Below are 14,106 nucleotides of genomic sequence, written 5' to 3'. Positions count from 1 at the left end.
TACTTTAGCCTATTGAGGCGATTTTTTATAACCAACAGACTGGATACACGAATCCATCAGGAGACCACTCCATGTCCCGTGTACCGTTGCTCACCCCAGAAACCGCGCCGCAAGCCGCCAAACCTTTTCTCGAAAATGCCCTTAAGGCCTCAGGGTTCATCCCTAATCTGCTCGCCGTATTGGCCAACGCACCGGCCGCGCTGGAAACCTACATCACGGTTTCGGGCCTCAACGCCAAGGCAGAATTGAGCCTGGCCGACCGCGAAGTGGTGCAACTGATTGCCGCCACCACCCACGGTTGTGATTTTTGCGTTGCCGGCCACACCGCCGTGGCGCGCAACAAGGCCAAGCTGCCTGAAGACGTGATTGATGCCCTGCGCCAGCGCGGCGAACTGCCCAATGCCCGCTATGAGACACTCGCCGCCTTCACGCGCGAAGTGATCGCCACGCGCGGTGACGTCAGCGATGCAGGCTTCGAGGCGTTCCGTGCTGCCGGTTACTCCGAAGGCCAGGCCCTGGAAGTTATTTTGGGCGTGAGCCTGGCAACCCTGTGCAACTTCGCTAACGTGTTTGCCCGCACGCCGCTGAACCCGGAGCTGGCGCAATACCGTTGGGAAAAACCGGCAAGCTGAAGCGCGCATGCATCGGCGATGGTCCACCTGCTGTAACAAGGAGAAACATGAATGCTTGACCCAATCTTGAGCCGTTGGCTCGATGTTCAAGCGCAGGCCCTGGATGTGGGCAGTTGCGATCCACAGGAAGTGCTGCCAAGGCTGGCAGAGTCCAATGTCTTGCGTATCGGCGTGCCCAAAGCGCTGGGTGGCCTGGGCGGCGACGTCACCGGCGCGGTTGACGCCATCGCCAATGTCGCCAGCCATTCCCTGGCGGCGGCATTTGTCTGCTGGGGCCAGCGTTCCTTTATCGAATATTTGCTGCAAAGCCCCAATGAGCGGCTGCGCGAGCACCTGTTGCCGGACTTGCTCAGCGGCAAGCTGGCCGGTGCGACCGGCCTGTCGAATGCGATGAAGTTTTTGTCGGGCATCGAGACCCTGCAAATCAGCGCCGAGCCGACCGAAGACGGCTGGACCCTCAACGGCCGACTGCATTGGGTGACCAATTTACGCAAGAACGGCTTTGTCGCGGCCGCCGCTATCGAGCATGCCGCCGGCGGTGCGCCGTTTATCCTGGCGATTCCCGATTCGGTTGCCGGCCTGCAACGCTCGCGCGACCTGGAACTGATGGGGTTGCAGTCGAGCAATACCGCCGCGTTGGGGCTCGAAGGCGTCGAGCTGAGCCGTGAGTGGTTGTTGCATGAAGATGCGCGCAAGTTCCTGCCGGCTGTGCGCCCGGCGTTTCTGGGCTTGCAGTGCGGCATGTCCATTGGCCTGGCCCGTCGTTCGCTGGCGGAGGTGGCCAACCACCTGGGGTCGAGTCGCACGGTGTTGCGCGATGAGTTGGAAGCGTTGCGGGTAACCCTGGATCACTTGGTCAACGACCTGAAAAAGGGCCTGCTCGCCGGGCGCTTTGCGGCCGAGCCCGTGCCGCTGTTCAAGCTGCGGATTGCCCTCGCAGAAACCGCCGCCAGTGCCGTGCAGCTTGAACTGCAAGCCAGCGGCGGCAAGGCCTATCTCACCGCCCACGGCAGCGGTTTTGCACGGCGTTGGCGTGAATCGGCCTTTGTGCCGATCGTGACGCCAAGCCTGGTGCAGTTGCGCACCGAGTTGCATCGCCAGGCCACTCTATGAACCAGGCGGTATTGACGGCCCAGGGCATTTGCCTTGGGTATGCCAGCGGCCCGGTGTTGCAAGGGTTTGATTTGCAGCTGCAACCAGGCGAGGTGGTATCGATCCTGGGCCCCAGCGGCGTCGGCAAATCCAGCCTGTTGCGTGTGCTTGCCGGTTTGCAGGCGCCCCAGGGCGGTAGCGTGCGCGTGCTGGGCGAGCCCTTGAATGGCCCGCATCCACGCGTTGCAGTGGCGTTTCAAGACCCCAGCCTGTTGCCCTGGCTGAGCCTGGAAAAGAACGTCGCATTTGGCCTGGATTTCGCCCGCCAGCCGCACTTGAGCACCGAGGAGCGGCGCCGTCGCGTTGACCACGCCATTGCTGCGGTGGGGCTGGAACATGCCCGCCAACAGTTTCCGGCGCAATTGTCCGGCGGCATGGCCCAGCGCACCGCGTTGGCCCGCTGCCTGGCACGCCAGCCACAGGTGCTGCTGCTGGATGAGCCGTTCGGCGCGTTGGATGAAGTCACCCGCGCCGATATGCAACACCTGTTGCTCAAGGTCAACCGCGAGCAAGGTTCGGCGGCGGTGCTGATCACCCACGACATCGATGAGGCGCTGCTGCTGTCCGACCGTATCCTGCTTCTGGGCAACCGCCCGGCGCGCACTTTGGGCGAGTGGCAGATTGACCTGCCACAGCCGCGTGAAGAACAGGTCGAGGCCATCGGCGCGCTGCGTATCGACATTCTGAAAACCTTACGGCAGGCGAGCCGCCCTCAACCCAACCCCCTTGAACTGCTGGAGCCCAACCATGTGTCTGGATGACCTCACTCACTCGCGCCGTGACTTTCTCAAACTCTCGGCGGTGCTCAGTGCCGCCGGTGCCATGCCGCTGCTGAGCAGTTTGCAGGCGCGCGCCGCCAGCGAGCCGGACGCGCCGGTGCGCATCGGTTACTTGCCCATCACCGACGCCACGCCGCTGTTGGTCGCACACAACAACGGTCTGTTCGAAGCCGAAGGCATCAAGGCCGAGCGCCCGGTGCTGCTGCGCAGTTGGGCCCAGGTGATCGAGGCGTTCATTTCGGGACAGGTCAACGTGATTCACCTGTTGTCGCCGATGACGGTGTGGGCGCGTTATGGCAGCAAGGTGCCTGCCAAGGTTGTGGCCTGGAACCACGTCGGCGGTTCCGGCCTGACCGTGTCGCCGGGCATTACCGACGTCAAGCAACTGGGCGGCAAGTCGGTGGCGATTCCGTTCTGGTACTCGATCCACAACGTAGTCGTGCAGCAGTTGTTTCGTGATAACGGCCTGACCCCCGTGGCGCGCGCTGCCGGCAGCGCGATTGGCGCCAACGAGGTCAACCTCATCGTGTTGCCGCCTTCCGACATGCCGCCGGCCCTGGCCAGCAAACGCATCGACGGCTATATCGTCGCCGAGCCGTTCAACGCCCTGGCAGAAAACCTCAAGGTCGGCCGGGTGCAGCGCTTTACCGGCGACGTGTGGCGCAACCATGCGTGTTGCGTGGTGTTCATGCATGAACATGACCTGACCAACCGCCCCGAATGGTCGCAAAAGGTCGTGAATGCGATCGTCAAGGCCCAGGTGTGGACGCGCGACAACCGTGAAGAGGCGGTGAAGCTGCTGTCCAAAGACGGCCCGAATCGCTACACGCCACACGCTGAGCCGGTCTTGAGCAAAGTCCTCGCGCCGGCTGCCGCCGACCGTGCTGCCTATTTGGCCGACGGTGCGATCCAGCATGCCAATTGGGACGAACACCGCATCGACTTTCAGCCCTACCCATTCCCCAGCTACACCGAGGAACTGGTGCGGCGCTTGAAGGACACGCTGATTGAAGGCGACAAAAAATTCCTCGCCGACCTCGATCCGGCGTTCGTTGCCAAAGACTTGGTCGACGACCGTTTTGTGCGTAACGCCATCGAGTCGGTGGGCGGCATGAAGACCTTCGGTTTGCCGGATGGCTACGAACGGCACGAGGAGATTGGCGCTTGAGTAAAGGCAGAATCCCGGGCTGGTTGCTGGGGCTGAGTGGCTTGGCAGGCTTGCTGTTTTTGTGGTGGCTGGGCGTCAAGGTATTGGGCGACGCCGACGGGTTATCGGCGCGCTTTTCAGTGGCGGCGACCTTCAGCAGCTTGTGGGAATTGCTGGGGCGCAGCGAGCTGTACCTGCACATCGCGGTCAGCCTGAAGCGTATTTTCGTTGGGCTGTTTCTGGCGTTGTGGGTAGGCGTGCCACTGGGCCTGCTGGTGGGCAGTTCGCGCAATCTGGAGGCGGCCACCACGCCGGCCTTCCAGTTTCTGCGGATGATTTCACCGCTGTCGTGGATGCCTATCGTGGTGATGTTGATGGGCGTGGGCGACCAGCCGATCTATTTCCTGCTGGCCTTTGCGGCTGTGTGGCCGATCATGCTCAACACCGCTGCTGGCGTGCGTCAGCTCGACCCGCGTTGGCTGCAGTTGAGTAAGAGTTTGAGCGCTACGCGCTGGGAAACCTTGCGGCGGGTGATCATCCCCGGCGTGGTGGGGCATGTGCTGACCGGCGTGCGCCTGGCCATCGGTATCTTGTGGATCGTGCTGGTGCCGTGCGAAATGCTTGGGGTCAGTGCGGGGCTGGGGTACTACATCCTCGACACTCGGGACCGTCTGGCCTATTCAGAACTGATGGCCATGGTGCTGCTGATCGGGCTACTGGGGTTTGCCCTGGATGCGTTTGCGCGTTGGTTGCATCAGCGCTGGGTGCACGCTGGCTGAGCGCCCCGTTTTCCGGGCTGGAAAACGGGGCGCAGGCGCGATCAGCGGTGTTCGTAGCCTGGGCCGCCGTCGTAGCGATGATCGTGCCAGCCGCCACCGCCGCCGTGTGGGAAAAAGAAGCAGCCGCTCATGCTCAGCATGATCAGCAATGGAATCAGCAGTGTGATTCGACGTAACATTTGAAAATCCTCTAGGGTGCTCACAAGGTCAATCAGGCGTGGGACAAGCCAAACTTTTTCATCGCCTGTAACATACGACCCTGCCGACCCTCATCCATCCCCGTCACTGGGTATGTGCTTGGCATGTTCGGCGATACAAAGTGGATACATTTATCAGGTTCAGGAACCCCGTCATGACCCAAAAGCAACGTTTGAAATATTCGATTCTGATTTCCCTTGTGGTGCTGGGGACGATGTTCGGCCTGTCCTACCTGCAGAACACTGGGGTCATCAGCGAAAAAACGTTCCAGTACATCGCCATTGCCGTGGCGGTGACCGTGGTAGTGATCAACGGCATCATGCGCCGCAAGGTCAAGCCCAACTTCTGATCGCGCCAGTCAGGCGCGACCATCGAGCACTTTGGCAGCCTCTTCGTGGAGGCTGTAGCTTTTATCGGCATTGAGGGTGATCACGCCCTCGCTGCACAGGCGCTTGAGCACCTCACGCACGCTGAGAAACGACAACGGAATGCCCAGCTCCAGCAAATGGCTGTGCACGCCGCGCACCCCGAGGGTGCGCTGGTTGTCGGCAGCGGTGAGGAGGGCGTCGATGACCTTCAGCCGAATCAGGCTGGTGCGCAAACCGAAGCACTTGAGCAAATGGCGAATACGCTGGTTGCCTTGCTGTTCGGGCGCTTTGCCGAACGCGTGTGCGCCGTCGCTGCCGTAATTGGCGTCGGCGGCCGGTGAATGTCCGTCCGTGGGCAGTTGCGAGTTGTACATGCAGAAAACTCCTTATCAGAGCCTGATCAGGAAAATGATGGCGCTCTTACCTAATAAGACGAACGAGCGACAGAAATCATGAAGTGCTGGATGTAGAAATTTTGTCGGTATCGACTTTGTCACAGCGCGCACGCCTTAAATAAACGCGTCTGGCGGCTAAATTATTCCCGGTTCATTGCGTCCTTACGGTGGGGTAGCTGCCCCTTGTGAGGGTGTTCAATTTGACTGTGGAGCTTGCGTGATTATTTCCAACCGGTTGTCCAGGGTGTGCGTGGCGGGGCTGTTGCTGGGAGCCAGTGTTGCCGCGTCGGCGCGCGAGCAAGTGACACAGGCGTCGGCGGACATTCGCCGCACCACGTTTGGCGTGCCGCACATTCGCGCCAACGACGAACGCGGCCTGGGCTTCGGCATCGGCTACGCGTATGCCCAGGACAACCTGTGCCTGCTGGCCAACGAAGTGGTGACGGTGAGCGGCGAGCGCGCCAAGTATTTCGGCCCCGAACAGGCGACCCTGGAGGAGCGCAACAACCTTGCCAGCGATGTGTTTTTCACCTGGCTGAATACACCCCAAGCGGTGAGCGCTTTTTGGAACGCTCAGACGCCACAGATACAGCAGCGGATTGAAGGCTACGTCGCGGGCTACAACCGCTACCTGAAAGAGCAGGGCGCGCCGGCACAATGCCAGGCGGCGTGGGTTCGACCGATTGTGGCGCAAGACGTGGTCAAGCTGACGCGCAGGCTGCTGGTGGAAGGCGGTGTCGGTCAATTCGCCGAAGCCCTGGTTGGCGCCACACCGCCTCAGGCCACTGCCAGTGTGAAACCCGGTTTAAAAGCCTTTGAGCAGGCGTCGGCCAACCAGCAACGTTTCAGCCTCGACCGCGGCAGTAACGCGGTCGCGGTAGGCCGTGATCGCTCGTTCAATGGCCGTGGCATGCTGTTGGCCAACCCGCATTTTCCGTGGGTGGGCGGCATGCGCTTTTATGAGATGCACCTGACCATCCCCGGCCAACTGGATGTGATGGGCGCCGCGCTGCCAGGCTTGCCGCTGATCAACATCGGCTTCAACCAGCATGTGGCCTGGACCCACACGGTCGACACGTCCAAGCATTTCACCCTCTACCGCCTGACGCTTGATCCCAAGGATTCGACGCGCTACCTGCTCGACGGTCAATCGATTCCCCTGGAGAAAAGCTCCGTCACCGTGCAGGTCAAGCAGGCCGATGGCAGCCTGAGGCCGCAGGCGCATACCCTGTACAGCTCGCAATTCGGCCCGGTGGTGCAATGGCCCGGCAAGCTGGATTGGGACAGCCACTACGCCTTCAGCCTGCGCGACGCCAACCTGGGCAACGACCGCGTCCTGGAGCAGTGGGACGCCATGAACCGCGCCACCAGCCTCAAGGCGCTGCAAACCTCGGTGCACACCCTGCAAGGCATCCCGTGGGTCAACACCCTGGCCGCCGATGACCAGGGCCAGAGCCTGTACATGAACCTGTCAGTGGTGCCCAACGTCAGCGCGGCCAAACTTGCGCAATGCAGCGACCCGCGCGCCGGCCTGCAACTGATCGTGCTCGACGGATCCCACAGCGCCTGCGCCTGGGACATCGACCCGCGTGCCGCCCAACCCGGCATCTTCGCGGCCGCCGACCTGCCGCAGCTGGAGCGCACCGACTACGTGCAACACGCCAATGATTCGGCGTGGATGGCCAACCCCAAGGCGCCATTGACCGGGTTTTCGCCGGTGATCAGCCAGGATCATATCGGCCTTGGCCCACGCGCCCGATTCGCCCTGCAGCGCCTGCAATCTCTGGCCAAACAACCGATCAAGGTGACCGACCTGCAAAACATGGTCATGGACAACGAGGTCTACCTCGCCAGCCAAGTCATGCCCGACCTGCTCGCGTTCTGCGCCAAACACCTAGGCGGGGATGCGGCGACATTGCAGCCACTTTGCACCAGCCTTAAAAACTGGGACCAGCACGCCAACCTCGACAGCGGCGTCGGCCTGGTGCACTTCATCAATCTGTTCGAACATCTGCAGGCACTCCCCGACGCCTGGCGCGTCGCCTTCGACCCGGCGCACCCCCTGACCACTCCGCGTGGGCTGGCCACCGAGCGCGAACCCGTGGCCAACGCCCTGCGCGAAGCCATGCTGGCCTCGACGGCAGCGGTGAGCCAGCTTGGGTCGACCCGCTGGGGCGACATCCAGGTCTCCGGCCAAACCCCGATGCACGGCGGCCCGCAGCAGTTGGGCATCTACAACGCCATGCAAACCGTGCCGCGCGCCGATGGCAAACGCGAAGTCGTCAGCGGCACCAGCTATTTGCAAATCGTCACCTTCGACGACCAAGGCCCGCAGGCCCTGGGCGTACTGGCATTCTCCGAATCCAGCAACCCAGCCTCCCAGTATTTGAAGGATCAGACCCGCGCTTTCTCCGAGAAAAAACTACGCCCGCTGCCCTTCACCGACGCCCAGATCCAGGCTGACCCGCAGTATCAGCAACAGCTCATCAAGGAGTAGGGCAGGTGCGCAACCCCTTGATGCCAATACGAAATATTTTTGAAATCAAGGGGTTGCAGGTAAAAGCAAATGAGTACATAATGGCGCCCATCGAACGCAACGAAGCATTAAAAACTTCAATGTATTCAATGAGTTAGAGTAGAGGCAGGGTTCTATAGCCCACTCAAGTTTTTATGCGGTGAATGTCAGCGGTTAGGGCATTTGTCGTTTGAGGCCGAGTAGCAAAATGGTTATGCAGCGGATTGCAAATCCGCCTACGCCGGTTCGATTCCGACCTCGGCCTCCACTCTTAAAGCCCCGTAGATCAATGGTCTACGGGGTTTTTTATTGCCTGTGATTTGAGAAGTGTTCCGCAACTTTTGGGATGTGTTCCGCAACCCTACTCATTTTTGATCGCAATGAGGGGACAGAACAGCGCCAGGTGAGGGCGTGGTTGGCCTATCATTTCGTGGGGTTAACGATCTCACCGACGCGCCGATAAACCACCTCGGGCGGGCGGCCCGCCACGTCCGCCCGTTCCAAGGCCGGGACCGCCAGTACCTCGGCCGCCGGTGCCGAATCCGCTCCCGCCGAGACCGCCAGTGCCTCGGCCACCGGTGCCGAATCCGCTCCCGCCGAGACCGCCAGTGCCTCGGCCGCCGGTACCGAATCCGCTCCCGCCGAGACCGCCAGTACCCCGGCCACCGGTGCCGATTCCCCGCCCGCCGATTCCACCGGTTCCGCCGGTACCGGTTCCCAGCGGGGCGTTGGCCAGGTTGAGTGGCGTGGTGCAGGTGGCAGGCAAGGTCGGCAAAGCCGCCAAGATGATACCGGGCGCCTCGGTGATGGAAGCCGGCGCGATGGCGTTCGACACCTTTGAAAATGCTACGACCCAGGACGAAAAGGCTGAAGGTTATGGTGCGGCCGCTGGCAATTTGGCAGGCGCCATGGCCGGTGCTGCGGCGGGGGCCGCCATTGGTTCAGTGGTGCCGATTATTGGTACTGCCATCGGCAGTTTGATTGGCGCTTATGTCGGCAGTCAGGGCGGCTCTGTGTTGGGCGGCTCCTTGGGCAAGTCGCTGTTTGGTGGCGATGATGAAAAGCCCGAAGAGAAACCGGAAGCCAAGCCGGCGCCACTGATCACGCCATTACTGATGGGGCCGCGCCCTGGTCCGGCGGTTCCCAGCCTGGCCACCTTGACCCTGCCGCTCAGTCGGTCGGCCGATCAGGAAAAGGCGAACGGTTCCGGCGCGTTGCTGATGGCTCATGCGCCAGCCCCGCAAGGTCCGGCGCTGGGCGACGTCGCGCGCGCAATGGCAGTACAGGCACCGGTTAAGCCGGCGGCCGTGGCCATTGAGCCCAAGGCGCCGGAAAAACCGGTTCCGGCCAAAGTGGATCAGCAGTTTCAGTACTCGCTAAACATGCCGGTCACGGTGCAGGGGGATGTCAAAGATCCACAACGCTTGGCACAGGATCTGATGCCGCACATGCAGCGGATGATGGCCGACGCGGCGAAGCAGAACGCGGCCAAGTTGTATGACGAACCTCACTTATAAGGGGGCTTTATGGCCTATATGGAACAGCTGCAATCGGGCCTCAAGTACCTGGTAGACGCGGGGGAGGCTGGGCGGCGCAGTGTTGACGGCATGCTGGGGCCGGTTAACGGTGCCATCAGTGAAATAACCGGCGCCGCGTCCGAACTGGAAAGCATCCCGTTTGTAGGGCCAGCCATCGGGGCCAAACTGCAAAGGGTCATGCGCGGGGTGAATGCGGCGCAGGCCAAGGTTGGCCAGGTGGCGGCGGTGTACGGCCGTGCCACGCGTGCCGCCGCCGAGGTACAGGAACGTTTGGGCACGCTGAAGGAACAGGCGGGCAAAGCTGCGACGGCGGTCAACAACATTGCCGGCACAATCAGTCCGTCACTGGCGAACATCGTGCCCACCAGCTCTTTTGCAGTGGACGCCACGCCGGCACCGGAAGCGGTGAAGCCGTTCCCGCACTTGCTGATCATCCAGCCACGAGACCCCAAGGTGCAGCCTTATTACTTCAACTTGGACACGGCGGCCTTCGACGAGCTTACCCGCTCAACTGAATTCCGCTGGGCTTCACAGGAACGCTTATCGCGGCGTCCTGCGCAGCAGGCCGTGGGTCAGGGTGATGAAAAGCTAACCCTTAAGGGGACGATTTACCCGGGCTTCAAAGGTGGTCTCAAGCAGCTCGACACCTTGCGCACCATCGGCGGCAGATTACAGCCGCTAACCCTGACCACGGGCTATGGCGAGGTGATCGGGACTTGGTGTCTGAAGACTATCAACGAGGAACAGGGCGCACTGTTGCACGGCGGGATTCCTCGTAAACAAGGGTTTAGTTTGGAGTTTGTGCGTTATGGCGACGATATGCAGAACGTCTGATGGGGACATGCTCGATGTCATTTGCCATAACGTTTATGGCCATCTGAACGGAACCACCGAGGCGGTGCTCGATGCCAATCAGGGATTGGCTGACGAGCCCCAGCCTTATCGCGCGGGGGTGGTGATCGTGCTGCCGGATCTGCCCAGCCCGACCGAGGAAGGGATTAGCTTGTGGGATTGACCCCGGGACATACCGCCGTCGGCAACTCGTTGCGTTAGGCGTAACGGCACTCTGTTTTGACCCGCCTGGTGCGGGCTTTTTTTTGGACAAAATCCATGACACCCACCTTTCGAATCGTGGCCGATGGTTCCGACATCACGGCCCTGATCAACGATCGACTGTTGTTGCTGCGCACCTCTGACAAGCCTGGCATGGAGTCCGACGAGTTTGAGTTGCGTATCGATGACCGTGACGGCCAGGTGCAGCTTCCTTCGCGTGGCAGTTCAATCGAGATCTACCTGGGCTATGTCGAAACGGCCCTAACGCGCCTTGGGCGTTACGCGGTCGACACGGTCGAAGTTTCCGGCCCGCCGGACACGATTGTGATCAAGGGCAAGGCCAGCGACATGCGTGGCAGTGGCAAGACCATCCGTAGCGGTAGTTGGGAGGACGTGCCGCTGTCGAAGATCGTGAGCGACATCGCCGCGCGCAACGGTTGGCAGTCGGGGTGCCCGGTGTCCACGAAAGTTGCCCGGGTGGATCAACTCAACGAGTCGGATTTTAATTTCATCACGCGCTTGGCGAAGCAATATGACTGCACGGCCAAGGTCGCTGACGGCAAGCTGTTGGTCATGCCGCGTCAAGGTGGCCAGACCGCGAGCGGCAAGACGTTCGGCGCGATCACCCTGGCGCGCAGCGACGTCAGCCGCTGGCAGTTCAGCTTAGGCGACCGCAACTCGCACAAGGCCGTGGCGACCAAACATCAAAACAAGAAAGACGGCAAGCTGTCGGTGGTCACCATTGATAACGATGACGCGCCGGATGGTTTGCCGGCGGTGCATACCGACCGGCATATCTACCCAAACAAAACCGCTGCCGAATCAGCGGCCAAGGCTCGCTTGGCGGCGTTCAATCGCTCGACCGCTGACGTGCGGTTTGAGATGCCCGGCCGGACAGACATTTTTGCCGAGCGGTCGATCAATGCTCAGGGCTTCAAGGTCGGGCTTGATGGTGAGTATTTGGCGGATTCGGTTGAGCAGGTGTTTACGCAAGCGGGGTGGTCCACCACGGTGGAGTGCAATGCCGGCAAGAAAGGCAAATCTAAATCGGCGAAGAAAAAGAAAGCAACGGCGCCGCTCAAGGTAGTGAACGTCGAAAAACAGTAACGAATCTCTGGCCGCCCAAGTGCGGTTTTTTTATGTCTGGAGTGTTTATGCCCGTCACTGAGCAACAACTACAACGCATCATGCCGAACGCCCGCCGCCAAGCGGGCGTTTTTGTATCCGCCCTCAACGTGGCGATGGTCAATCGCCAGATCAACACGCCAAAACGCCAGGCCGCGTTCCTGGCGCAGGTCGGTCACGAGTCGGGTCAACTGCAGTACGTCCGCGAGCTGGGCGGCGATCAGTACCTGAGCAAATACGACACCGGCAAACTGGCCGCGAATTTGGGTAACACACCTGCAGCAGATGGCGATGGCCAACGCTATCGCGGTCGCGGTCTGATTCAGATAACAGGGCGCAACAATTACCTGCGCTGCAGCCTGGCCTTGTTTGGCGACGAGCGATTGCTTCGCACGCCTGAGCTGCTCGAGCTGCCGCAATGGGCCGCCGAGTCGGCCGCATGGTTCTGGTGGGTGCGCGAGTTGAATGCCCTGGCAGATCGAGACGAGTTCGAGGCCATCACTCGCAAGATCAATGGCGGCCTCAATGGCTTAGCGGATCGGCTGGAGCTGTGGGAGCGGGCGAGGGCGGTGCTATGAGCCTCGCAGGCTTGATCCCCACGTCGTATCGGCTGCTGGCCAACGGTGTATTGCTGGCCGTGTTGGCTGGCAGTACTGGCGCGCTGGCCTGGCAAGTCCAGGCTTGGCGCTACGGTCAGCAGCTGGAGCGGCAAGCCCGCCTGCATGTCGACGGTCTGAACCAACAGGCCCAGGCAGCGGCTGCTCAGCAGCAAGCCGAGCAGGATAAGCGCCTGGCATTGGAACAAAGACTTTCCGCCAGTGCACAAACCCACTACCGAGTTTTGAACGATGTCCAACGTGATCAAAGTCGTTTGCGCGACCGCCTTGCCACTGCTGATTTGCGCTTGTCAGTCCTACTCGACGCCACCGCTACCACCGGCAACGACTCAGTGCCTTCCACCGCCGCCGCCGGCAGCCTGGTTCATGGAGGCACAAGAGCCCAACTTGACCCGGCGCATGCTCAACGAATTATCGGCATCACCGATGCCGGCGACCAAGGAATGATCGCCCTGGCGGCCTGTCAGGCCTACGCCAAAGAAGTCTCAACACCGAAGTGAAAAAGAGCGGTTGGGTTGGATGCGTCAACATCCAACCCGACCGCCGTCCCTGCAGATCGTCCCTGCAAGTCCAGCCATGGCTCTTACTCCGTGCACGAAGCGCGGCGAGCCTAGCACCTGTTTATCCATACAGTAAAGGTCTTGCTATTTATGTCTACACCCATCATCCCTTGGATGGGCGGCAAACGCCGCCTCGCCGACCGCCTTATCCCGCTCTTCCCACCGCACGAATGCTACGTTGAAGTCTTTGCCGGCGGCGCCGCACTTTATTTCATGCGGCCCCAGGCGGCGCCGGTTGAAGTACTCAACGACATCAACGGCGACTTGGTGACGTTGTATCGTGTCGTGCAGAACCACCTGGAAGAATTCGTGCGCCAGTTCAAATGGGCGCTCAGTTCACGTCAGGTATTCGAGTGGCAGAAAATGACCCGCCCTGAAACCCTTACCGACATCCAACGCGCCGCGCGATTCTTCTACCTGCAGCATCATGCATTTGCCGGCAAGGTAACGGGACAGACGTTTGGTACCGCGACTACCGGGCCAGCCATTAACCTGCTTCGGATCGAGGAAAATCTATCAGCAGCGTGGCAGCGTCTATCCGGCACCTACGTTGAAAATCTGGGCTGGCTTGAGTGTGCCGAGCGCTACGACCGCGCCCATACCTTCCACTACATGGACCCGCCTTACTGGCAGACCGCCGGTTACGGCGTGGATTTTCCCTTCGAGAATTACGAGCGCATGGCCGACTTTATGCGGCGATGCAAAGGCAAAGTGATGGTCAGCATCAACGATCACCCTGACATTCGGCAGGTGTTTGAAGGGTTTCATCTTGAGATGGTGGACATTCGGTACAGCACGGCCAACCAGCGAGAGGGGAGGTCCGAGGTTAGCGGTGAACTGGTGATCATGAACTGGGAGCCGGCCGCTTTGGGAGGGCTGTTCTGAGTGTCGCTAGCAATTTCATTGAGCCTCACGAGGGCCGAAAGTATTGGAACTACAAAGTCGGTGCAGGTGGGCCTGACGAGATCGCAGCGTCACTCTATTACTGTCTTTATGGAGCCATTCCTGTTGCAGTTGGGGTTGCAGAGTTACTCAAGCTGGAGCAGTTCGCGGGCCAAATTAATGAGGTGGTGGACCGATTCGATAAAGTCCCCCACCCACTTGAAAAAACGCACAGCGCGGCTATTCGAAGCCAACGCCTTGACCGTCGAAGTAAATAGGAAATCGACAGGGGCAGGTGAGCCAGGGATTGAGAGGTACACATCCCATAACATGTCTAAGCCGTCTTGAATTGTGATAGATCTGAAA

General features: G+C 60.7%; 16 protein-coding genes and 1 tRNA gene. 15 read left to right on the top strand and 2 right to left on the bottom strand.

The window, feature by feature from the left end; translation table 11 throughout:
- The first annotated feature begins 71 nt into the window (after positions 1-71).
- From AB5I78_RS15415 to AB5I78_RS15395, 5 genes are read left to right on the top strand one after another with little or no spacing between them, the layout of a single operon-like run.
- Positions 72-632 (top strand): carboxymuconolactone decarboxylase family protein, encoded by a 561-nt coding sequence (locus AB5I78_RS15415; RefSeq protein WP_242198095.1) that lies wholly within the window; start codon positions 72-74, stop codon positions 630-632.
- Positions 633-683: 51 nt separating this feature from the next.
- Positions 684-1,745 (top strand): acyl-CoA dehydrogenase family protein, encoded by a 1,062-nt coding sequence (locus tag AB5I78_RS15410; protein ID WP_369303067.1) that lies wholly within the window; start codon positions 684-686, stop codon positions 1,743-1,745.
- Positions 1,742-2,545, top strand: a complete 804-nt coding sequence (locus AB5I78_RS15405; protein ID WP_369303066.1) for an ABC transporter ATP-binding protein — start codon at positions 1,742-1,744, stop codon at positions 2,543-2,545. The genes AB5I78_RS15410 and AB5I78_RS15405 overlap by 4 nt, the downstream gene beginning before the upstream one ends.
- Positions 2,532-3,731: an ABC transporter substrate-binding protein gene (locus tag AB5I78_RS15400; protein WP_145161011.1), complete on the top strand. Its 1,200-nt coding sequence runs from the start codon at positions 2,532-2,534 to the stop codon at positions 3,729-3,731. The genes AB5I78_RS15405 and AB5I78_RS15400 overlap by 14 nt, the downstream gene beginning before the upstream one ends.
- 11 nt (positions 3,732-3,742) lie before the next feature.
- Complete coding sequence (locus AB5I78_RS15395; protein WP_370004772.1) at positions 3,743-4,489, top strand: ABC transporter permease; 747 nt, start codon at positions 3,743-3,745, stop codon at positions 4,487-4,489.
- Positions 4,490-4,530: 41 nt separating this feature from the next.
- On the opposite strand, the gene AB5I78_RS15390 is transcribed toward AB5I78_RS15395, so the two are convergent.
- Complete coding sequence (locus AB5I78_RS15390; protein ID WP_164487942.1) at positions 4,531-4,668, bottom strand: hypothetical protein; 138 nt, start codon at positions 4,666-4,668, stop codon at positions 4,531-4,533.
- Positions 4,669-4,841: 173 nt separating this feature from the next.
- On the opposite strand from AB5I78_RS15390, the gene AB5I78_RS15385 reads away from it, so the two are divergent.
- On the top strand, positions 4,842-5,036 hold the full coding sequence (locus AB5I78_RS15385; RefSeq protein ID WP_053255884.1) for a hypothetical protein: 195 nt from the start codon (positions 4,842-4,844) through the stop codon (positions 5,034-5,036).
- A gap of 9 nt (positions 5,037-5,045) precedes the next feature.
- Here AB5I78_RS15385 and AB5I78_RS15380 read toward each other — a convergent pair whose 3' ends face one another.
- Positions 5,046-5,429, bottom strand: a complete 384-nt coding sequence (locus tag AB5I78_RS15380) for a fe2+ zn2+ uptake regulation protein (protein WP_369303065.1) — start codon at positions 5,427-5,429, stop codon at positions 5,046-5,048.
- Between the two features lie 238 nt (positions 5,430-5,667).
- On the opposite strand from AB5I78_RS15380, the gene AB5I78_RS15375 reads away from it, so the two are divergent.
- The 9 genes from AB5I78_RS15375 (at position 5,668) to AB5I78_RS15335 (ending at position 13,743) form a co-directional block, all read left to right on the top strand.
- On the top strand, positions 5,668-7,947 hold the full coding sequence (locus AB5I78_RS15375) for an acylase (protein ID WP_369303064.1): 2,280 nt from the start codon (positions 5,668-5,670) through the stop codon (positions 7,945-7,947).
- Positions 7,948-8,159: 212 nt separating this feature from the next.
- Positions 8,160-8,233, top strand: a tRNA-Cys gene (locus tag AB5I78_RS15370).
- 469 nt (positions 8,234-8,702) lie between these two features.
- Positions 8,703-9,482: a hypothetical protein gene (locus tag AB5I78_RS15365; RefSeq protein WP_370002966.1), complete on the top strand. Its 780-nt coding sequence runs from the start codon at positions 8,703-8,705 to the stop codon at positions 9,480-9,482.
- 9 nt (positions 9,483-9,491) lie between these two features.
- Positions 9,492-10,337: a phage tail protein gene (locus AB5I78_RS15360; RefSeq protein ID WP_369303062.1), complete on the top strand. Its 846-nt coding sequence runs from the start codon at positions 9,492-9,494 to the stop codon at positions 10,335-10,337.
- Positions 10,312-10,518, top strand: a complete 207-nt coding sequence (locus AB5I78_RS15355; RefSeq protein ID WP_099236034.1) for a tail protein X — start codon at positions 10,312-10,314, stop codon at positions 10,516-10,518. Before AB5I78_RS15360 ends, AB5I78_RS15355 begins: the two co-directional genes overlap by 26 nt.
- Before the next feature lie 95 nt (positions 10,519-10,613).
- Positions 10,614-11,663 (top strand): phage late control D family protein, encoded by a 1,050-nt coding sequence (locus AB5I78_RS15350; RefSeq protein ID WP_369303131.1) that lies wholly within the window; start codon positions 10,614-10,616, stop codon positions 11,661-11,663.
- A gap of 47 nt (positions 11,664-11,710) precedes the next feature.
- Positions 11,711-12,259, top strand: coding sequence for a glycoside hydrolase family 19 protein (locus tag AB5I78_RS15345; protein ID WP_058411095.1), 549 nt, complete (start codon positions 11,711-11,713; stop codon positions 12,257-12,259).
- Positions 12,256-12,798, top strand: a complete 543-nt coding sequence (locus tag AB5I78_RS15340; protein ID WP_369303061.1) for a lysis system i-spanin subunit Rz — start codon at positions 12,256-12,258, stop codon at positions 12,796-12,798. The genes AB5I78_RS15345 and AB5I78_RS15340 overlap by 4 nt, the downstream gene beginning before the upstream one ends.
- Positions 12,799-12,948: 150 nt before the next feature.
- Positions 12,949-13,743, top strand: coding sequence for a DNA adenine methylase (locus AB5I78_RS15335; RefSeq protein WP_369303060.1), 795 nt, complete (start codon positions 12,949-12,951; stop codon positions 13,741-13,743).
- The last annotated feature ends 363 nt before the right edge of the window (positions 13,744-14,106 follow it).

Origin of the sequence: Pseudomonas sp. N2-3-1-14, assembly GCF_041228395.1 — a bacterium.
In the GTDB taxonomy this organism is placed as follows: Bacteria; Pseudomonadota; Gammaproteobacteria; order Pseudomonadales; family Pseudomonadaceae; genus Aquipseudomonas.
This window is presented reverse-complemented; position numbering and strand designations above follow the sequence as displayed.